The sequence below is a fragment of the Actinocatenispora rupis genome, from assembly GCF_016861975.1.
GTDB classification, from domain to species: Bacteria; Actinomycetota; Actinomycetes; order Mycobacteriales; family Micromonosporaceae; genus Actinocatenispora; species Actinocatenispora rupis.
The window spans coordinates 1-18,346 of the sequence record NZ_BOMB01000053.1; the positions used below are offsets into that span (position 1 = coordinate 1).

The window sequence follows — 18,346 nt, forward strand, 5'->3', positions numbered from 1 at the left end:
GGCAATGCGTTGCGGGAACGGCATTCTGCGGCGACAGGCGCCCGTCCGGCCCAAGGCTGGCGACACGGCGCGCGGTCGGTTTGTATGCACCCGGCCGATCCTGCGCGCGGGGTGCCCGGTTGAGCCGTGGCCCGACAGCGTGTGGGCGCCGGGCGAGCCCGGGCCGACAGTGCGGGGTCAGCTGGCGAGTACGGAGTCGAGCAGGGGGCCGAGCCGGCGGTTGAGTGCGGACATGGTGGCGCGGACGGTGGCCTGGCGCGCGTCGCCGCCGGCGACGGCGGAGCCGACCAGGCGTTCGGCGCGCTCGTCGGCCATGAGTACGAGGACGACCACGACGACCCGGCACGGGCCGGCGGTCACCACGTCGACGTGTTCGACGGCGCACCGGGCCCGGCCGCCGGCGAGTACTCCGACCGCGTCGGCGGTGGCGAGCGCGGCGACACGCAGCAGGTACGGGTCGAGCGCGGGGCCGCCGGCGCGACCGACCGCGCGGACACCGTCGGCGGTGAGGCAGACCTCGACCGCGCACTCGGCGCCGGCGGTGGCGATCTGGATCCGTTCGATGATCGCGCGCCGGTCCGCGGAGCCGCGCGCCGTGTCGAGCGCGCCGTTCGTCGACGGGCGGTGCTCGACCTCGGCCTGGTCGGCGTCGACCGCGTCCAGCTCGTACCCGGTGCCGGCGGCGACGGCGAGCCGGGCGTCGACGCCGAGCCGGTCGCGCAGCGCGTGCCCGGCGGCGGCGGTGATCTCGTCGGTGTCCACGCCCTCCGCCACGTCGAGCCGCAGCGTACGGCCGCCCCCGGCGTCGGTGCGCAGGTCCGCGGCGCGTACGCCGGGCACGTCGCGGACGGCGGCGAGCACGCTCTCCGCGTCGAGCTTCGCGGGCTGCTCGGCCGGTCCGCCCACCACCGGCGTCTCCGCCGTACGGTCGTCCACCGGCGGCGCGTCGTCCGCGGCCGGTCGCGTACCGGTGACGGGGACGGCGCGCGCCTCGATGAACCGCCGCGCCGCCGCGAACGGTGGCGCCTGCTCCGACTCCGCCGCGGCCGGTACGTCGAACCCGGTGGGCTCGTCGGCGTGCCGGGACCGCCGCTCCGTCGGCTGCCGTACGTCCGCGGCCTGTCGCTCGTCGGGCGCCGGCCACCAGTGCCGCCGACCGGCCGGCTCCGGTACCGCCGGGTGCCGGTGCGGCTGCTCCTCGGCGCGCTGCTGCTCGTGCCCGGGCCGCTCGGTCTGGCCGGTGCGGGGGAAGCCGCCCGACGGGTCGAAGCCGGACTGTTCGTGCCCGGACGGCGTCTCCTGTGCGGGCGGCGGCGCGGGCGGACCCGGCCGGAAGAGTTGCGCGCCGGCCTCGCCGGCCGGGGTGAAGAGCTGCTCCCCCGCGTACCGGGGCGGCTCGGGCGAGGCGACGAACAGCTGCTCGCCGGTCGCCTCGGAACCGTTCTGCGGGTGCCACCCACCGGCGTCACCGTGCTGTACGGGAGCCTGCTGCGCGGGAGGCTGCTGGGCGGGAGTCTGCGGGGCCGGGGCCGGCTCGTGGCCCACGCCGAGATGCCAGGGCTCGGTCTCCCCCACCTGGTGCGGCAGCTCGAACCGCGGTGGCTCGAACGGTGCCGACTCGAACTGGGTCGGCTCGAACCGGGGCGGCTCGAACGGGCCCGACTCGAACTGCTGCGGCTCGAACCGCGGCGACCGTGGCGGCTGCGGCGGATCGAACCGGGGCGGCTCGATCTGCGGCTCGGCGTCCGGGTGGGCGTGCCGGGCGCGGCGACGAGGCTGGTCGGCGGGCGGCTCGGCGTCACCGCGGGCCGGGAGGATGACGGTCGACTCCGGCTCCGGCGGCGCACTCATCGACCACGCGGCGAACGGTTCGGCACCCAGGCTCGGCACCGGACCCGGGACCTGGCCCAGCGTCGGGGTCTCGGTGGTGTCCGACCGGCCGTGCCGGCCACCCGCCCGGCGCGCCGGCTGCTGCGCCGTGTCGTACCCGGAGCGGGGTTGGTCGTCGTCGGCCTCGGCGGCCAGGTGCCGGCGGGACAGCCGGGCGGTGGGCTCCTCGGGCGGCTGCTGCTGCTCGGCGTGCCAGCCCTGCTCGGGGGGCGCGGGAGGCCACGGCCCGATCCGGTACCCCCGGGTGCCGGAGGGCTCCGACGCCGTGGGCTCTGGTCTCGTCGGCTCGTACACGAAAGCACGCTCCCCACCCCGGACTGACCCCGCCGCGCCGATTGTGCCGGATCGGCGAACATTATGCGTGCCGAGGCCCGGCGCACCGCAATGGCCGCCACCGAGGCCACATGGCGAACGTCACGCTTCCCGTACGTACCGTGCGTGGGCGGCCGGCCGGACGTACCCGATGGCGCCCGGTGTCCGGTTTCGCCGTGCCGAGGGGTGGGACGGACCTGCCCACCTGGTACGCGTGGGCTGCCTCGACGCTCCGATAGGCTCACAGGGAACACCCGGACGGGGTCGTGGGTCGTCGGCGCCCGGTGAGCCGCGCACCCCGGTGGGACCGCGCCGGCATGCCGGTCGTGGGTCCACGGGCCGGGTCCGCCGGAGCGAAGCGAGGACAGTCATGCGGGCAGACGCGAGGCAGCCGTCCATGCCAACCCGTTCGGTCCCGACCCGGGGGCGGGCATGACCGCCGAGTCCGGCGGCGCGCCGGCGTCGGTGCGCGCCCAGCCGGTACGGATGCCGCGGTCGCAGCGCCGCGCCCAGCTGCTCGCCGCGGCCCAGGAGGTCTTCGTCGCGCAGGGCTACCACGCGGCCGCGATGGACGACATCGCCGAACGGGCGGGCGTCTCCAAGCCCGTTCTGTACCAGCACTTCCCGGGCAAGCTGGAGCTGTACCTGGCGCTGCTGGACAAGCACTGCGACTCGCTCGTCAGCCGGGTGCGCGAGGCGATGCAGTCGACCACCGACAACAAGCTGCGCGTCGCCGGCGCCATGCAGGCGTACTTCGACTTCGTGGACGGCGAGGGCGAGGCGTACCGGCTGGTCTTCGAGTCGGACCTGCGCAACGACCCGGCGGTCGCGGAGCGGGTGGAGCGGGCCGAGCGCGGCTGCATCGAGGCCGTCACCGAGACGATCATGTCGGACACCGGGGTGAGCCGGGACCGCGCCGAGCTGCTGGCCGTCGCGCTCACCGGCGCCGCGGAGAACGCGGCCCGCTTCTGGCTCGCCTCCCGCCGTACGGTGCCGAAGGAGGACGCGATCGGCCTGGTGGCCGCCCTCGCCTGGCGCGGCATCTCGAACTTCCCGCTCGCCGACCAGCGGTCCGACGACTGAGCGGCGGTCCGGACCCGGCGCCGGGCCGTAGGTCCCCAACGGCCTTGCGCGGGTGGCCGGTCGGCTACGCTTTCAGCGCAGCGAGACGACGCGAGGAGGCGGCCGTGGAGGTCAAGATCGGTGTGCAGTACGCACCCCGTGAGCTCGTGCTGGAGAGCACCCAGACACCGGCCGAGGTGGAACAGGCCGTCGCCGACGCGTTGGCCGGCAAGACCGGCGCCCTGCTCTCCCTGGAGGACGAGAAGGGCCGCAAGGTGATCGTCCCGGTCGACAAGATCGGATACGTGGAGATCGCGGAGTCGGGCGCGCGCCCGATCGGCTTCTCCGCCGGCTGAGGCTCTCCGCCGGTCGAGGTTCTCCGCCGGTCGAGGTTCTCCGCCGGTCGAGGTTCTCCGCCGATCGGGGCCGGCGTCCGCGCCGGGCGGCCTTCGACGGGCACGACGCGGGAACGGCCGCCACCCACGCCGGGTGGCGGCCGTTCCCGCGTGTCAGTTGTTGAGCCCGAGCCCGGTCATCCGGTCCTGGTGCGCCGCGGTCAGCCGCTTGATCAGCTCCATCACGCCGGCCAGGTCACCGGACCCGTGGAGTACGAGCATGGTCAGCTCGTCGCGCTCGGCGGCGACCCGCTGCGCCTGACTGAGCGCCTCGCCCATCAGCCGGCGGGCCCACAGGGCGAGCCGGTTGGCGAGCTTGGGGTCGGCGGCGATGGCGGCGCGGATCTCGTGCGAGGCGAAGTCCTCGTACCGGGTGTCGTGCAGTACGTCGAGCACGAGGTCGCGGTCGCGCGGTTCGAGTACCTTGGCGACCTCGCGGTAGAAGTCGTCCGCGATGCCGTCTCCGACGTACGCCTTGACCAGGCCCTCCAGCCAGTCGGCCGGCTGCGTCGAGTCGTGGTACCCGTCGAGCGGCTCGACGAACGGGGACATCGCACGCTCGGGGTCGACGCCCAGTTCGGACAGTCGCGTCGCGAGCCGCTCGTAGTTGCCGATCTCGACCGCGGCCATGCCGCTGTGCATCGCGCGGCGGCGCAGGTCGGGCGCCATGCGCGCGTCGGCGGCGATGCGGTCGAACGCCACGAGCGTCCCGTACGCGAGGACAGCGAGCAGTGCGACCACCGCCTCGACCGGCGGGACGTACCCCTCGCCTGCGGACGAATCGGGCTCGGCCGACTCGTTCTTCGTACCCTTGGACAACCGGGACCTCCTAGCACCGCACCGTGCCGGTCACCACGACCACGCACGGGTACCGACGGCAGGTTACCGCTCACCGACGGGCGCGGTCGCTCCCGCCGGTCAGCGGTCCACGACCGGGCGCAGGTGACGCGGCGGACGCCCGCTCGGCAGATCGGCCGATCAGCACGTACCATGGCCTCTGAAGTGGGGACAACGGACCCACCAGTAGACGCCACGGGAACCCGCGACGCCGCCCCGGGTGCCGGACAGCCGGCCCGGGATGGCCCACGGCACCGGCCGCGCGAGCAGCGGTGCCAGGTTGCTCAGTCATTGCCGACGGACCACCGCCGGCACCGGCGTGCCGCGACAGGCCGCCGTAGCGCCGTGGCGGGAGAGGGACACACACTGCGCACGCACACCGAGAGCGACGCGGACCCGGACCGGGACGTGGCCGCCGGCGAGACGCCGGAGCGGACCCCCGCCGTGGATCCCGTCGCCGAAACGACCGAATCATCAGCACCGCAGTCCGGCGAGGACGCCGAGGTGCACGAGCTGTCCGCCCGCGCCCCGGTGCGGGCCGACAGCCCCACGTTCCGCGCCCTGGGCGTACGGGACGAGACCGTGGAGGCGCTCGCCGCCGTCGGCATCGAGCACGCGTTCGCGATCCAGCAGGACGCGATCCCGATCGCGCTGCGCGGGTCGGACGTGATCGGCCAGGCGCCGACCGGCACCGGCAAGACCCTCGGCTTCGGCGTACCGATCCTGGAGCGGGTCCTGGGCCCCGCCGAGGGCGCCGACGGCCGGCCGCAGGCCCTGGTCGTGCTGCCGACCCGCGAGCTGGGCCTCCAGGTCGCGCGGGACATCGAGACCGCCGGCAAGCTGCGCGGCATCCGGGTCCTGCCGGTCTACGGCGGCCGGGCGTACGAGCCGCAGATCGACGCGCTGAAGTCCGGTGTCGACGTCGTCGTCGGTACGCCGGGGCGGCTGCTCGACCTGGCCAAGTCGAAGCACCTGGTGTTCACCGGCGTACGGATCCTGGTCCTGGACGAGGCGGACCGGATGCTCGACCTGGGCTTCCAGGAGGACATCGAGAAGATCGTCGGGATGCTTCCCGCGGACCGGCAGACGATGCTGTTCTCGGCGACCATGCCGGACCCGATCGTCGCGCTGGCCCGGAAGTACCTGCGGCGGCCGATGACCATCCACGCCACGCACACCGCCGAGACCGGGCCGAACCCGCTCACCGAGCAGTTCGTGTACCGGACGCACTCGTTGAACAAGGCGGAGGTCGTCGCGCGGATCCTGCAGGCGGAGGGCCGCGGCCTGACGATGGTGTTCTGCCGTACCAAGCGGGCCGCCCAGAAGCTCAGCGACGACCTGGACTTCCGGGGCTTCGCCGCCGCAGCCGTACACGGTGACCTGGGGCAGGGGGCACGCGAGCAGGCACTTCGCGCGTTCCGTACCGGGAAGATCGACGTGCTGGTGGCCACCGACGTCGCGGCCCGCGGGCTGGACGTCTCCGGCGTCACCCACGTGATCAACTACGACTGCCCGGAGGACCCGGACACGTACACGCACCGCATCGGGCGTACCGGCCGGGCCGGCGCGTCGGGCGTCGCGGTGACGTTCGTGGACTGGGAGGACCTGCCGCGCTGGAAGCTGATCCACAAGGCGCTGGGCTCCGGGGTCGCGGACCCGCCGGAGACCTACCACACCTCCGACCACCTGTACGCGGACCTCAACATCCCGGCCGGTGCACCCGCCACGCTGGCGCCCGAGCGGCGTACGCGGGCCGGGTTGGCCGCCGAGGAGCAGGAGGACATCGAGCCGCACCACAAGCCGGCCGCCCGCCGTGGCCGGCCGCGCCGACGTGCCGGCCGGTCCGAGCGACCCGACCAGCCCCGTACGGACGGGCACCGCGGGGAGACGCCCGCCGGCGAGCCCACCGGTACGCGGCGGCGCCGTCGTCGCCGGCTGGACGGTGACGCGGTCGAGGAACGGGCGACCGAGTCCGCGCCCGCGGCGTCCGAGCAGGCACCGGCGGCCGAGTCGGGCGACGCGCCCGCCAAGCGGCGCAACCGGCGTCGCCGGCGCAAGCCGTCGGTGGGTGCCCGCGGCGCCAACGCCGACCCGTCGACCGAGGCCGGCGAGGGCTGATCGACCACGGGCCGTGCCGTGACGCGGTGCGGCCCGGACAGTGCGGCGACACGAGACGACCCGGCACTTCTCGGTGCCGGGTCGCGGCATGTCCGCCCCCGGTACCGGTCGACGCAGCCTCCCGCCTGCCGGCACACGATCCGCCGGCCCCGACTCGCGCGATTCGGCAGCCGGCGGCCGAACGGGCTCGGCGGCGCGAGCGGTACGGCGGCGGGTTGGTAGCGTCGTGGTCGTGACGAACGCACCCCGTCCGGACTCCGACGACGCGTACTGGCGGCGGCCGGCGGACGGCGGTGCCTCGCCTCACCGCGTCGCGCCGGCCGCCCCAGCAGAGCCGGCCGCCCCCCGGTACGAGGGGCCGCCGGCGAGTGTGCCGCCGCCGCCGGGCTGGCAGCCGCCGGTCGTCGTACCGGTGACGCCGCCGCGGGAGATGCCGCGGCAGGACGGTGACCGGATGGACGCCGAGGAGAAGGCCGCACGGACGGTCAGCTACGGCGTCGGCCTGGTGGCGGCGGCGGTGGTTCTGGTACTGCTCGTGGTGGTGTGCGCCCGGCTCGTCGGCTGAGCGCGCCGACCGGGGCTAGCGCAGGCCCGGCGTACGCAGGTCGACGGCCACGGCGAGGCAGGTCATGCCCCAGCCGGGCGGCGCGTTCCGGGCGTACTTGGCGGCCATCAGCCGTCGCGCCCGGTTCGCCTCGGGACCATCCAGGATCCGGGCGCGTCCGCTCCGGGTGTACCGGTCGATCCGCAGTTCGACCTCGGGGTCACGGGCCAGGTTCCGTACCCACTCAGGACGGTCGCCGGTGGCGGACAGCAGGTAGACGGTGTCGCCCTGCGCGGCGAACCACAGCTCGACGGTCTGCGTGCACTGGTGGTGCCCGGAGACGCGTCCGTTGGTGGTCAGGAACACGTGCTCGGCCTTGGCCAGATCGCCGTGTGCGAGGTCGGTGAGCATGAGGCATCGCGCCCTTTCCCGCACGGCCCCCGGCGGAACGTCGGAGGCGCTGATCGCTCGCTCCGAGGCCAAAGCTACCTCCGTGACGACGCCGACACGCCTCGACGCGTCCGACCCGGAACGGTTTTAGCGGAGACCTAACGGGTGGCTAACCGGACAGGTCGGTCGTGCCGTCGGAGCGGATAGACTCTTTTCTTGACCAGTTCCAGAAACCGTGATGGAGTGATCGACATGCACGGCGAGGAGCGACTGCGTACGGCGGGGTTGCGGGTCACGCGACCCCGGCTCGCCGTCCTGGAGGTGCTCGCCACCGGCGGCCACCTGGACGTCGACGAGATCACCCGCCAGGTCCGCGTCCGGCTCGACTCCGTGTCCACCCAGGCGGTGTACGACGTGCTCGGTGCGCTGTCGCGCGCCGGTCTGGCCCGGCGGATCGAGCCCGCCGGCAGCCCCGCCCGGTACGAGGCCCGTACCGGCGACAACCACCACCACGTGGTGTGCCGGGTGTGCGGCGCCATTTCCGACGTGGACTGCGCGACCGGCCTCGCCCCCTGCCTCACCGCGTCCCCGGCGAACGGCTACGTGATCGACGAGGCGGAAGTGACGTTCTGGGGACTGTGCCCGGACTGCCAGCAGTCCGCGCAGGACTGAGACGGGCACCGGCACCCGAGGGGGTCGGCAGCTTCCGCGCCTACGCCACCGACGCCGGCGTACCGGTCGCGAGGGACGACGACGCGCGCACTGGATCGAGCGGGCCGCGTTCGAGCCGGCGACCACGGTGCCGGGCATCGGGCCGGCGCCGTCCAGTACTGCAAGGCGACCGGATCACAGCGTGCGTCGATGGATCCACGCGGGTACCGCCGGGTCATGGTGACGCGCGGCCCGGCGGGTGCGTACCGCCACGTTTTTCGGCCTACGGCACGGCACGCGGGCCGTGGCAGGCTGGACGGGTGACTGCGCTCGACGAGCCGGCCGACGACCTTGGTCTGTTCGGGCCGGACAGCGTGACCTGGCGGATCCACGGCACTCTGCTGCTCGCGGTCGGCGGGCTGCGGGCGCTGTTCCTCCAGGCGCTGCACCCGCGCGCGATGGCCGGCGTCGCGCAGAACTCCGACTTCCGCGACGACCCGTGGGGCCGGCTGTACCGCACCGGCGACTACGTCGCGACCGTCGCGTTCGGTACGACGCAGGAGGCGCGACGGGCGGCGGCCCGGGTCCGCGGCATCCACCGCCGGCTGCGCGGGCGCGACCCGTACACGGGGGCGGAGTTCCGGGTGGACGACCCGGAGCTGCTGCGCTGGACGCACGTCTGCGAGGTGGAGTCGTTCGCCACGACGGCGCGGCGCGGCGGGGTCCGGCTCACCGACGCCGACGTCGACCGGTACTACACCGAGCAGCTCCGCGCCGCCGAACTCGTCGGCCTCGACCCGGCCACGGTGCCGTCGTCGGCCGCCGACATCGCCGACTACTACGCGGACATGCGGCCGAAGCTGGCGTTGACGAAGGACGCGGCCGCGGCGGCGGTGTTCCTGTTCTGGCCGCGGATGCCGCTGCGGGTGGGGTTGGCCGGGGCGCGGGCCGGTTGGATGGGCGTGACCGGGCTGGCGTTCGGTCTGCTGCCCACCTGGGCCCGTCAGATGTACGGCGGGGTCGGCCTGCCCGTCGCCGACCGCACCGCCACCCTCGCCGTACGGTCGCTGGCCGGCACGCTGTCCGTGCTGCCCGAACGGGTCCGGCACAGCCCCCGGGTCCGCGCCGGCCTGGCCCGCGCCCGCGCCGCCGAACGGCAGTGACCGCGGGCCGCCGGGGTCGGTGACCGCCGCGGACGGCGGAACGGCCGGGTCAGGCGGCGAAGGCGCGGAGGAACGTGTCGACGCCGGACTCGACGCTGCGGCGCAGGTCCTGGGCGCGCACCGAGGTGCCGCTCATCATCGCGAGTACCGGGAGGTCGCCGGAGATGAGCGCGACGAACTGATCGGCGGCGCAGACCGGGTCGGCGATGTCGAGCCGGCCGGCGTGCGCGAGCCGGGCGAGGCGGCCGGCGAGCGCGTCGTGCACCCGGTCGCGTCCGCTGCCGCGTACGGCGGCGAACAGGTCGGGGAACCGCCGGCTTTCGGCCAGTAGCAGGCGTTGCATGGCGAGCGCGCGGTCGTCGGCGATGCACCCACCGAGCCGTACGCCGACGTCGACGAGCGCGGCCCGGAGCGCGTCGGGGTCACCGGGGTCGGCGGGGAACGCGTCGAGCGCGGCGAGCGTCCGCGCGTTGAACTGTTCGGCGGAGTTGACCATGACGGCGCGGAACAGGTTCTCCTTGCCGCCGAGATGGTTGTAGATGGTCGGTTTGGCGACGCCGGCCGCGGCGGCGATGGCGTCGATGCTGGCGCGTTCGTACCCGTGCTCGGCGAAGACGCGGAAGGCCGCGTCGAGGATGGCCTGCCGTTTGTCGAGCCGGCCGCGCACCGGTGTCTGATCGACGCTCACCCGCTCAGTCTAGCGATCAGTACCGTGACGTACGGTACGTTGAACTAGCCAGTTCATTTTCTCTGACTCTATGGTTCTGTTCGTTTGATCGACGAGTAGGAGCCGGAGATGACGGAACGGGGCGCGCGGCTCGAACCCGCGCTGCTGAAACTGCTGGGCGTGCTCGCGCTCGGCGCGATGATGGCCACCCTCGACGCGACGATCGTCAACGTCGGGCTGCCCACCCTCGCGGTACGGCTGGACGCCGGGCTCGACACCGTCGAGTGGGCCGCCACCGGGTACCTGCTGGCCGTGTCGGTGGCGACGCCGGTCAGCGGCTGGGCCGTCGACCGGTACGGAGGGCGCCGGATGTGGCTCGTCGGCGTCGTCCTGTTCACCGCCGGGTCGGCGCTGTCCAGCGTGGCGTGGTCGGCGCCGAGCCTGATCGCGTTCCGGGTGGTGCAGGGTCTCGGCGGCGGCATGCTCGAACCGACCATGCTGACCGTGCTCGCCCGTGCGGCCGGGCCGTCCCGCGCCGGCCGGGCGATGGGGCTGGTCTCGATGCCGATCACGCTCGGCCCGGCGGTCGGCCCCGTCCTCGGCGGCGTACTCGTCGCGCACCTCGACTGGCGGTGGATGTTCCTGATCAACATCCCGGTCGGGCTGGTCGTACTCGCGCTGTCGCTGCGGGTCGTACCGGGTGGGGACGAGCGGACCGAGCGGCCGCTCGACGTCCTCGGCCTGTCGCTGCTGACCCCCGGCTTCGCCGCCCTCGTGTACGCGCTGTCCCAGGCCGGGTCGGCCGGCCTCGGCGCGCCGCGCGTCCTCGTCGGCTTCGCGCTCGGCGCCGTACTGCTCGCCGGCTACGTGGTCCATGCCCTGCGTACGCGCCGGCCGCCGCTCGTCGACCTGCGGCTGTTCCGCATCCGCGGGTACGCGGTGGCGATCGTGCTCATGACGCTGGTCGGCGGCACCCTGTTCGGCGCGTACTTCCTGGTACCGCAGTACCACCAGCAGGTCGGTGGGCACGGACCGCTCGGCGCCGGGCTGCTGCTGGCACCGTTCGGACTGGGCGCGCTGGTCGCGATGCCGCTCGCCGGACGGCTGTCGGACCGGATCGGCGCCCGGCTACTGGCCCCGACCGGCGCCGTACTCGCCGTGCTCGCGCTCACCCCGTTCGCCCTCGCCGCACCGCAACCCGTACTCGCGGTCGCCGCCGGCCTGCTCGGCGCCGCCCTCGGTACGGTCGGCGCGTCGAGCACCGGCACCGTCTACCGGTCCGTACCGCCGGCGTCGGCGGCGAGCGCCACCACCGCGCTGTACGTGCTGAACCAGGTGGGCGGCGCGCTCGCGATCGCGCTCACCACGCTGGCGCTCGGCGGCACCGGGACACCGACCAGCCCGTACCCCCGGGCGTTCTGGGTACTGGTCGCGGTCCCGGCGCTGATCGCCGTCGTCGCGCTCGCCCTGCCCGGCCGGCGCGCCACCGTCCCGGCCCCCGCCCCCGAAGTACCGGAACCGGTGGGGTGACGGCGATCTAGCGGAACGCGTCGGCGTTCGCGGCGACCCACTCCGCGAACGTCCGCGCGGGCCGGCCCGTGACCTTCTCCACGGTCGGCAGTACGACCGGCGGCTGGTCCAGCAGCTTCTTCTGGATCTCCAGCGCGCCCCGCGCGTACCGGGCGTCGATGTTCCGCGCCATCACCTCCAACGCCTCCTCCACCGAGACCTGCTCGTACCGGACGGGGCGGCCGAGCACCTCGCCGATGATGCGGACCTGATCGGCCTGGCTGAGCCATTCCGGCCCGGACAGCGGGTACGCGGTGCCGGCGTGGCCGTCCTCGGTGAGCGCGTGCACGCCGACCGCGGCGATGTCGACCGGGTCGATCGGCGCGGTCGACGCCGACGGGTACGCGCCGCGGACGACACCCTCGCGTACCTCGGGGGCCCACCAGAGGGCGTTGCTGGCGAACCCGCCGGGCCGCAGGTGCGTCCACGCGAGCCCGGACTCCTCGATCGCGCTCTCCACGGCGCGGTGGTGGTCGCCGATCGGGTTGTCGGGCCCGGCGCTCTCGACCGCGATCGACGACAGCAGGACGATCCGGCGCACGCCGGCCGCCTTCGCCGCCTCGACGGGGATCCGCGGATCGCCGAACGTCGCGTACAGGAAGAGGGCGTCGGCGCCGGCGAACGCGTCGGTCAGCGTGGCCGGGTCGGCGAGATCCCCGCGCCCGATCTCCACTCCCGCGGGTACGTCGAGGGTCTCGGGGCGGCGGGACAGGGCGCGGACGGGCCGGCCCACGGCGGCGAGCCGGCGTACGACCTCGCGGCCGACGCCGCCGGTCGCTCCGGTCACGACGATCATGATGTACCTCCTCGATAGTCAACTTCGGAGGCATCATAATCATCTTCTGGGTTGACTAACTAGACCGGGGGGCGGATTAGGATGAGGCGCATGGCACCAGGTCCCCGCCGCGCGCCGGCACCCGACGAACGGCAACGCGACGCCGAGCGGTCCCGCCGGCTGCTGCTCGACGCCGCGCTCCGCGAGTTCTCCGCCCACGGGTACGCGGGGACCAAGATCGCCGACATCGCCGCCCGCGCCGGCGTGAACAAGCAGCTCATCAGCTACTACTTCGGCGGGAAGGAAGGGATCTACCGGGCGCTGCACGAGCACTGGCAGGAGCGCGAGAACGAGTTCGCCGGTCCGGACAGGACGCTGGAGGAGGCGATCCTCGGCTACCTCGACGCCGGGCTCACCGACCCGTGCCCGGCCCGGCTGATCGCCTGGAGCGGCCTCGCCGACGACGGCTCCCCCGACGTACTCGGCGACGAGGACGACGAACCCCGCGTACGCGCCTGGCAGCAGCGCGGCGAACTCGCCGACGACGTCGACCCCGCCGCCGTACTGCTCGCGATCCGCGGCATGGTGATGGCCCCGGTGATCATGCCGCACGTGGCCCGGCAACTGTTCGGTACCGAGCCCGGCAGCCCCGAGTTCCGCGAGCGCTACGGGAAGCTGCTGCGCGGCGTCATTCGGCGACTTGCGCTGCCGGCACCGCCGCCCGCCGTACCGGACGGAACGCCACCGCCAGCGGAATGATCGCCGCGACCAGTACCAGCGGGACCGCGAAGCCGACCCGCCACGTCGACACCGACTCGATCGCACCGACCAGCGGCGCGCCCACGAGGAACCCGACGTAGTTGAACAGGTTCACCCGGGACACGGCCAGCCCGGTGCCACCCGGGTCGTACTGACCGGCGGCGGAGAACGACTGCGGCACCACCACGCACAACCCCAGCCCCAGTACGCCGAAGCCGACGATCGCGGCCGCCGACCCCGGCGCCGCCACCACCAGCGCCAGCCCCAGCACGGCGACGACACCGCCCGCGCGGACCGCCACGACCGGGCCGAACCGCCGCACCACCCGGTCCGCGCCGACCCGCCCCACCAGCATGCACCCCTGGTACGCCGCGTACCCCCAGGAGGCGATCGCGGCGGACGCGGCGAGACCGTTGCGCAGGTAGAGGGCGCTCCAGTTCGAGGTCGCCGAGTCCGCGATGTACATGAGCGCCACGGCAAGACCGATCAGGACGATCGGCCGCCACGGTACGGCCGGCGCGGGCGTGCCTGCCGGCCCGGCATCGGCGGGTGCGGTCTCCTCGGCGCGCGACAGCAGGCGCGGACCGAACCCCACGGACAGGCCGACACCCAGCACGGCCACCACGCCGAACCCGGCCCCCAGCGGCAGCCGCCAGTGCTCCGTACCGGACGAGATGAGCGCGCCGAGGATGCCCGCGGCGCTCCACACCGCATGGAACGAGGCAAGGATGCTCCGCCCGTACCGTCGCTCCAGGCCGACGCCCTGCATGTTCATCGTGGCGTCGACCGCGCCGACGCAGACGCCGAAGAACGCGAGCGCCACGTACAGCCCGGGGCGGTTGGGCACCAGGCCGGTGGCGAGCACCGACAGGCAGACGACCGGCTGCACCACCCGCAGCACCGCGGCACTGCCGACCCGCTCGGCGACCAGGCCCGCCAGCAGGCTGCCCACCCCCGCCACCACCGGTACGGCGAGCAGCAGTCCGGCCAGCCCCAGGTCGCTGAACCCGAACCGGGTCTGGAGCACCGGCACCTGGGTCAACAGCGCGGCGAAGCACAGGCCCTGGACGAAGTAGCTCGCCGAGATCGCGACTCGGCGGCGGCCGTCCCGGTACCCGGTGGTGGTGTGCTCGGCGATCCCGGTCATCGCCGCCTCCCGTCCGCGTACGTGCCGGGAAGCGTATCCGAAAGTTCCTCGCGTTGGGGGTCGGTCAGCCGTCCAGGGCCCGGGCCACCGACTCCCACGCGTCGTGCTCCGGCGCCGCCGACCCCACCGGGCAGACCTTCCGGAAATCGCACCAGCCGCACCGCATGCTCGGCGCCGTCGGGAACGCGTCGTCCGGGTCCTCGCCGCCGGAGACCCGCCGCTCGGCCGCCACGATGTCCCGCGCGGTGTCCTCCGCCCGGGTCAGGTGCCGCTGCAACGACTCGTCGGTGTGGTCGTGCGCCGCCACCTCCCCGGTCGGCAGGTGGTGCAACTCGACCCGGTGACACGCCCGGTGCATCGTGCGCGCGGTGGCCACCGCGTACAGCGCGAGGGCGCGGGAACCACGGGCGTCGTCCGAGGTCAGCGGCGAACGGCCGGTCTTGTAGTCGACGATGACCAGCTCGTCGCCGCGCCGGTCGATGCGGTCCACCCGCCCGTTGAACGCCAGCACCGCCGTCCGGGTCGCGACCACGCGCTCGACGCCGACCGGGTCCTCGTCCGGATCCAGCGTCCCCACGTACTCCTCCAGCCAGCGTAACGCCAGCGCGAACGCGGCCTTGCCCTGCTCCGCGTCGCGGTAGCCCTCCGACACCCAGGTCGCGCGCAGCAGCCGGGCCAGCGCCGCCGGGTCGCGCGACTCCGCCGGCAGGCCGTGCCAGTTCTTCAGGGCGGTGTGCACGCTCGCACCCAGCGAGTTGTGCGCCCACGGCGGGCCCTTCGGCGGCTGCGGCCGATCCACGTACTGGTAGCGGTAGCGCCGGGGACAGTCCTCGTACGCCCCGAGCTTGCTCGGTGTGCACACGAACAGCTTCTCCGGCATCCCGCCGAGAGTGAGCTGTTCGGGCACCACGGCCCGCCGTACCTGTTCGGTCATCGCGCGCATCCCGTCGACTGGCCGGTGGAATCGGACACCCCTCTGATCCTGCCAGTGCCCTATGACAATCCGTACTCGACACGGGCGGCCACCGCGTCGGCGGGGGTATCGTGGCGGCGATCCCCACCGGAGGTGTACATGGGCCTGCTCAAGTGGATGCGCGGCGACAGCGACTCGCCGACGTCCGCCATGCTCGCGGCCGGTCTCGGCGAGCTGAGCGGCGTGCTGTCGGCCGGGAAGCGCAAGCAGACCGAGCTGATCCAGGAGCAGCAGAACAAGCGGGAGGACATCTCCAACGGTGCCCCCGCCGGCGTCGACCTGGACCGCGGCGTCGCCGTCATCCGCCGCCGCCCCACGGCCGACACCCCCGAGCCCACCGCCTGAACCGCGTCAGCTGGAGTACTGGCGGACGAAGCTCGCGACCGCGTCGGCGATGAGCTGGACCGCGATGGCCGCCACGAGCAGACCGGAGATGCGGGTCACGACCTCGATGCCGCCCTGCTTGAGCACCCGGACGATCACGTTCGAGAAGCGCAGGAACGCGAAGATGATCAGGTGTACGGCGATGATCGCCGCGCCGATCGCCACGTAGTCGGTGAAGCCGCCGGCCTGCCGGACGAACACGATCGTGGCGACGATCGCGCCCGGCCCGGCCAGCAGCGGCGTCCCGAGCGGTACGAGCGCGACGTTCGACGTGGCGCTGCTGTCGGGGTCGTCCTGCTTGCCGGTCAACAGTTCCAGCGCGACGAGCAACAGCAGCAGGCCGCCGGCCGCCTGCATCGCGGGCAGCGAGATCCCCAGGTACGACAGGATCTGCCCGCCGGCCACCGCGAACCCCACGATGACGCCGAACGACAGCGCCACCGCCTGCCACGCCGCCTTGTTACGGGCCCGGAAGTCGAGGCTACGGGTGAGCGCGAGGAAGATCGGCACGGAGCCGGGCGGGTCCACGATCACGAACAGCGTCACCAGCGCCGCACCGAACAGCTTCGTATCCACCCGCCACCCCCTCCGACGCCCACCGAATCATGTCCGTGCCGGCGGTACGGCCCCGGGTGCGCCGGGAGTGACCGGGCACGCCCCCGTCGCGAGGTCCAGGATCCGCTCGTACGACGCGGGCGTGGTCGTCTCGACCGCCAGTCCGGTCGGCTTGTTCGTACCGTGGAAGTCGCTGGAACCGGTCACGAACAGCCCGTACGCCGCGGCCAGGTCCCGGGCGTGCGCCCGTTCGGCCGGCCCGTGGTCGGGGTGGTCGGCCTCCAGCCCGGCCAGCCCCGCCGCCGCCATCTCCGCGATCACCCCGTCCGGTACGACCCGGCCACGCTTGTGCGCCAACGGATGCGCGAACACCGGTACCCCGCCGGCGCCGGTGATCAGCCGCAGCGCCTCGAAGACCTCGATGTCCTCCTTCGGCAGCCGGAACCGCTGCCCCAGCCACTGCGGCGCGAACGCCTCGGACACCGTCCCGACCAGCCCCCGCCGGATCAGCGCGTGCGCCAGGTGCGGCCGGCCGACCGGGGCGCCCGCCGCGTCGGCCAGTACCTCGTCCCAGGTGACGTCGATCCCCCCGGCACGCAGCAGGTCGACCATCCGCCGGGCCCGACCCGCCCGGTTCTCCCGTACCCGGCGCAGCGCGGCCGACAGCTCCGGCTCGTCCGGATCCGGCAGGTACGCCAGCAGGTGCAGCCCGATCCCCGGCGAGACGCCCAACCACCGGGCCGACACCTCGATCCCCGGTACCAGCGTCAACCCGTCCGGTACGGCCGCCGCGGCCTCCGCCCACCCCGCGACGGTGTCGTGGTCGGTCAGCGCGACGACCGACAGCCCCACGTCCGCGGCGAGCTTCATGAGTTCGGCGGGACTGTTGGTCCCGTCGCTGGCCGTGGAGTGGACGTGCAGGTCGATCCGCATGCCGCCATTCTGCCCACTCGACCGGCCGCACCTTGCCCCAAGCACCACGGCGCCCCGCCGGTACGGTCCGGCGGGGCGTCGTCACGCGGTACTTCCCAGGGCTACGCCCCGTCCGACTCGCCGTCGCTCTCACCGAGCCGGGCCTCCACGGCCTCCGGCTCGTACATCTCCTCGACGACGCGCAGGTACAGCTCGTTCGGGTTGGGCAGGTGGGGCACCTCGCGCAGCGCCTGGTCCTGGCCGGCCGACTCCAGCACGAACGTGCCGTAGTTGAGCATCCGGCCGAGCGGCGACTGCTGGTACTTCATGTCGGTGACGCGGGCCAGCGGCATCATCGCCACCTTGCGCGTGACCAGGCCGTTGATCAGCATGACCCGCTTGTTGGTGAGGATGAAGCGGTCCTGGAACCAGTCCAGCACCCGCCAACCGACCCAGACCAGCGACAGCACCCAGATCAGCACGACGACGGTCACCGCGATGTCCGCCTTGTAGTGCGCGAGCAGGCTGGAGACGAACCCCATCAGGAACGTCGCGAGCACCACCACGACGATCGGGATGATGATGTGGATCCAGTGCCGCCGCCACTCCCCCCGGTACTTCTCGGTCGGGAACAGGTAACGCGCCACGTACGAACTGGGTTCGGGCTCGACCGGCAGTACGCGCCGGGGCCCGTCGGTCGGCAGACCGGTGCTGCCGTCGTACGGATCCTCGGGGTCCGGGTACTCCGCCGAGGCGACGGACGGGGCGGCGCCGGGAGTCTCCCCGTCGTACTCCGAAGGCGCGCCCGCATAGGGACGCGCCTCTGGGTCGGGCCCGGACCGCATGCCCGGGATCGGTCCCGTGTCCCGGCCCGCTACGGGGCCGGCGTCGATGTCCCGGTCGGGAATCGGCTCGGTGTCGCGCCGAGCGTCATCCCCTGACCGGTCTGACTCGTCGCGGTGCATCCCGACAAGCTAGCCCACGAGGCTGGAGAAGAAGTTCCCCACGCCGGTCAGAATGTCGACAATGCCGCCACCGATGGTCTTCGCGACCGTGGCTGCGGAGTTTGGCTTGTAGGCGATGAAGAAAATCAGAAAGGCGAGACCACCCCAGGTGAGGATCTTCTTGATCATTGTCCCTCCCCGACGTCACGTTCCACTACTGAGAGTATCAGCCAGACGCCACCCTGTGAATGTCCCGAGCTGAAATCACCAGGGTAATCAGCCACTATTCCGGCACTCGT

At 73.5% G+C, this 18,346-nt stretch carries 20 protein-coding genes; 9 read left to right on the forward strand and 11 right to left on the reverse strand.

Annotated elements, in window-relative coordinates; all coding sequences use genetic code 11:
* Positions 1 to 177: 177 nt before the first annotated feature.
* Positions 178 to 2,184: a hypothetical protein gene (locus Aru02nite_RS34770; protein ID WP_203664726.1), complete on the reverse strand. Its 2,007-nt coding sequence runs from the start codon at positions 2,182 to 2,184 to the stop codon at positions 178 to 180.
* A 450-nt stretch (positions 2,185 to 2,634) separates the two neighbouring features.
* Here Aru02nite_RS34770 and Aru02nite_RS34775 point away from each other — a divergent pair, with 450 nt between their 5' ends.
* Positions 2,635 to 3,285 carry a TetR/AcrR family transcriptional regulator gene (locus Aru02nite_RS34775; RefSeq protein WP_203664728.1) on the forward strand — a complete coding sequence of 217 codons (651 nt, stop codon included), beginning with the start codon at positions 2,635 to 2,637 and terminating at the stop codon, positions 3,283 to 3,285.
* 104 nt (positions 3,286 to 3,389) lie between these two features.
* Positions 3,390 to 3,620, forward strand: coding sequence for a DUF3107 domain-containing protein (locus Aru02nite_RS34780; RefSeq protein WP_203664730.1), 231 nt, complete (start codon positions 3,390 to 3,392; stop codon positions 3,618 to 3,620).
* 153 nt (positions 3,621 to 3,773) lie between these two features.
* Here Aru02nite_RS34780 and Aru02nite_RS34785 read toward each other — a convergent pair whose 3' ends face one another.
* Complete coding sequence (locus tag Aru02nite_RS34785; protein WP_203664731.1) at positions 3,774 to 4,478, reverse strand: ferritin-like fold-containing protein; 705 nt, start codon at positions 4,476 to 4,478, stop codon at positions 3,774 to 3,776.
* A 522-nt stretch (positions 4,479 to 5,000) separates the two neighbouring features.
* Here Aru02nite_RS34785 and Aru02nite_RS34790 point away from each other — a divergent pair.
* Both Aru02nite_RS34790 and Aru02nite_RS34795 read left to right on the forward strand, forming a co-directional pair.
* The gene (locus Aru02nite_RS34790; protein ID WP_239077152.1) at positions 5,001 to 6,614 is read left to right on the forward strand and encodes a DEAD/DEAH box helicase; all 1,614 of its coding nucleotides are present in this window, start codon (positions 5,001 to 5,003) and stop codon (positions 6,612 to 6,614) included.
* A gap of 232 nt (positions 6,615 to 6,846) precedes the next feature.
* On the forward strand, positions 6,847 to 7,179 hold the full coding sequence (locus tag Aru02nite_RS34795; RefSeq protein WP_203664733.1) for a translation initiation factor 2: 333 nt from the start codon (positions 6,847 to 6,849) through the stop codon (positions 7,177 to 7,179).
* Positions 7,180 to 7,194: 15 nt separating this feature from the next.
* Here the strand turns inward: Aru02nite_RS34795 and Aru02nite_RS34800 are convergent, their stop codons facing one another.
* Entirely contained in the window at positions 7,195 to 7,569 is a 375-nt protein-coding gene (locus Aru02nite_RS34800; protein ID WP_203664734.1) for a nitroreductase/quinone reductase family protein, read from the reverse strand.
* Between the two features lie 231 nt (positions 7,570 to 7,800).
* Here Aru02nite_RS34800 and Aru02nite_RS34805 point away from each other — a divergent pair, with 231 nt between their 5' ends.
* Positions 7,801 to 8,220, forward strand: coding sequence for a Fur family transcriptional regulator (locus tag Aru02nite_RS34805; RefSeq protein WP_203664794.1), 420 nt, complete (start codon positions 7,801 to 7,803; stop codon positions 8,218 to 8,220).
* 299 nt (positions 8,221 to 8,519) lie between these two features.
* Positions 8,520 to 9,362: an oxygenase MpaB family protein gene (locus Aru02nite_RS34810; protein WP_203664735.1), complete on the forward strand. Its 843-nt coding sequence runs from the start codon at positions 8,520 to 8,522 to the stop codon at positions 9,360 to 9,362.
* A 49-nt stretch (positions 9,363 to 9,411) separates the two neighbouring features.
* On the opposite strand, the gene Aru02nite_RS34815 is transcribed toward Aru02nite_RS34810, so the two are convergent.
* The gene (locus Aru02nite_RS34815) at positions 9,412 to 10,050 is read right to left on the reverse strand and encodes a TetR/AcrR family transcriptional regulator (RefSeq protein WP_203664736.1); all 639 of its coding nucleotides are present in this window, start codon (positions 10,048 to 10,050) and stop codon (positions 9,412 to 9,414) included.
* Positions 10,051 to 10,158: 108 nt separating this feature from the next.
* Between Aru02nite_RS34815 and Aru02nite_RS34820 the strand changes: the two genes are divergently transcribed.
* The gene (locus Aru02nite_RS34820) at positions 10,159 to 11,559 is read left to right on the forward strand and encodes a DHA2 family efflux MFS transporter permease subunit (RefSeq protein ID WP_203664737.1); all 1,401 of its coding nucleotides are present in this window, start codon (positions 10,159 to 10,161) and stop codon (positions 11,557 to 11,559) included.
* A gap of 7 nt (positions 11,560 to 11,566) precedes the next feature.
* On the opposite strand, the gene Aru02nite_RS34825 is transcribed toward Aru02nite_RS34820, so the two are convergent.
* Positions 11,567 to 12,394, reverse strand: coding sequence for an NAD(P)H-binding protein (locus Aru02nite_RS34825; RefSeq protein WP_239077145.1), 828 nt, complete (start codon positions 12,392 to 12,394; stop codon positions 11,567 to 11,569).
* Positions 12,395 to 12,484: 90 nt separating this feature from the next.
* On the opposite strand from Aru02nite_RS34825, the gene Aru02nite_RS34830 reads away from it, so the two are divergent.
* Positions 12,485 to 13,132 (forward strand): TetR family transcriptional regulator, encoded by a 648-nt coding sequence (locus Aru02nite_RS34830; RefSeq protein WP_203664739.1) that lies wholly within the window; start codon positions 12,485 to 12,487, stop codon positions 13,130 to 13,132.
* Here the strand turns inward: Aru02nite_RS34830 and Aru02nite_RS34835 are convergent.
* Together Aru02nite_RS34835 and Aru02nite_RS34840 are read right to left on the reverse strand one after the other, a co-directional pair.
* The gene (locus Aru02nite_RS34835; protein WP_203664741.1) at positions 13,062 to 14,279 is read right to left on the reverse strand and encodes an MFS transporter; all 1,218 of its coding nucleotides are present in this window, start codon (positions 14,277 to 14,279) and stop codon (positions 13,062 to 13,064) included. The two genes, Aru02nite_RS34830 and Aru02nite_RS34835, sit on opposite strands and share 71 nt — an antisense overlap.
* Before the next feature lie 64 nt (positions 14,280 to 14,343).
* The gene (locus Aru02nite_RS34840) at positions 14,344 to 15,222 is read right to left on the reverse strand and encodes a RecB family exonuclease (protein WP_203664743.1); all 879 of its coding nucleotides are present in this window, start codon (positions 15,220 to 15,222) and stop codon (positions 14,344 to 14,346) included.
* A gap of 129 nt (positions 15,223 to 15,351) precedes the next feature.
* Here Aru02nite_RS34840 and Aru02nite_RS34845 point away from each other — a divergent pair, with 129 nt between their 5' ends.
* Entirely contained in the window at positions 15,352 to 15,597 is a 246-nt protein-coding gene (locus Aru02nite_RS34845) for a DUF6191 domain-containing protein (protein ID WP_203664745.1), read from the forward strand.
* A gap of 6 nt (positions 15,598 to 15,603) precedes the next feature.
* On the opposite strand, the gene Aru02nite_RS34850 is transcribed toward Aru02nite_RS34845, so the two are convergent.
* The 4 genes from Aru02nite_RS34850 to Aru02nite_RS34865 all read right to left on the reverse strand — a co-directional run bounded on the left by Aru02nite_RS34850 (position 15,604) and on the right by Aru02nite_RS34865 (position 18,236).
* Positions 15,604 to 16,212 carry a MarC family protein gene (locus tag Aru02nite_RS34850; protein WP_203664747.1) on the reverse strand — a complete coding sequence of 203 codons (609 nt, stop codon included), beginning with the start codon at positions 16,210 to 16,212 and terminating at the stop codon, positions 15,604 to 15,606.
* 27 nt (positions 16,213 to 16,239) lie between these two features.
* Complete coding sequence (locus tag Aru02nite_RS34855) at positions 16,240 to 17,124, reverse strand: PHP domain-containing protein (protein WP_203664749.1); 885 nt, start codon at positions 17,122 to 17,124, stop codon at positions 16,240 to 16,242.
* A gap of 101 nt (positions 17,125 to 17,225) precedes the next feature.
* A complete protein-coding gene (locus tag Aru02nite_RS34860; RefSeq protein WP_203664754.1) occupies positions 17,226 to 18,068 on the reverse strand; it encodes a PH domain-containing protein in 843 nt (280 codons plus the stop codon).
* Between the two features lie 9 nt (positions 18,069 to 18,077).
* Positions 18,078 to 18,236, reverse strand: coding sequence for a hypothetical protein (locus Aru02nite_RS34865; RefSeq protein WP_203664755.1), 159 nt, complete (start codon positions 18,234 to 18,236; stop codon positions 18,078 to 18,080).
* Positions 18,237 to 18,346 lie beyond the last annotated feature (110 nt).

What these genes read in the sequence shown, in the direction of transcription:
- Aru02nite_RS34775 (WP_203664728.1), top strand. Translation starts at nt 2,635, where the DNA reads ATGACCGCCGAGTCCGGCGGCGCGCCGGCGTCGGTGCGCGCCCAGCCG.
- Aru02nite_RS34800 (WP_203664734.1), bottom strand. Translation starts at nt 7,569, where the DNA reads ATGCTCACCGACCTCGCACACGGCGATCTGGCCAAGGCCGAGCACGTG.
- Aru02nite_RS34805 (WP_203664794.1), top strand. Translation starts at nt 7,801, where the DNA reads ATGCACGGCGAGGAGCGACTGCGTACGGCGGGGTTGCGGGTCACGCGA.
- Aru02nite_RS34820 (WP_203664737.1), top strand. Translation starts at nt 10,159, where the DNA reads ATGACGGAACGGGGCGCGCGGCTCGAACCCGCGCTGCTGAAACTGCTG.
- Aru02nite_RS34825 (WP_239077145.1), bottom strand. Translation starts at nt 12,394, where the DNA reads ATGATCGTCGTGACCGGAGCGACCGGCGGCGTCGGCCGCGAGGTCGTA.
- Aru02nite_RS34830 (WP_203664739.1), top strand. Translation starts at nt 12,485, where the DNA reads ATGGCACCAGGTCCCCGCCGCGCGCCGGCACCCGACGAACGGCAACGC.
- Aru02nite_RS34835 (WP_203664741.1), bottom strand. Translation starts at nt 14,279, where the DNA reads ATGACCGGGATCGCCGAGCACACCACCACCGGGTACCGGGACGGCCGC.
- Aru02nite_RS34840 (WP_203664743.1), bottom strand. Translation starts at nt 15,222, where the DNA reads ATGCGCGCGATGACCGAACAGGTACGGCGGGCCGTGGTGCCCGAACAG.
- Aru02nite_RS34845 (WP_203664745.1), top strand. Translation starts at nt 15,352, where the DNA reads ATGGGCCTGCTCAAGTGGATGCGCGGCGACAGCGACTCGCCGACGTCC.
- Aru02nite_RS34855 (WP_203664749.1), bottom strand. Translation starts at nt 17,124, where the DNA reads ATGCGGATCGACCTGCACGTCCACTCCACGGCCAGCGACGGGACCAAC.
- Aru02nite_RS34860 (WP_203664754.1), bottom strand. Translation starts at nt 18,068, where the DNA reads ATGCACCGCGACGAGTCAGACCGGTCAGGGGATGACGCTCGGCGCGAC.
- Aru02nite_RS34865 (WP_203664755.1), bottom strand. Translation starts at nt 18,236, where the DNA reads ATGATCAAGAAGATCCTCACCTGGGGTGGTCTCGCCTTTCTGATTTTC.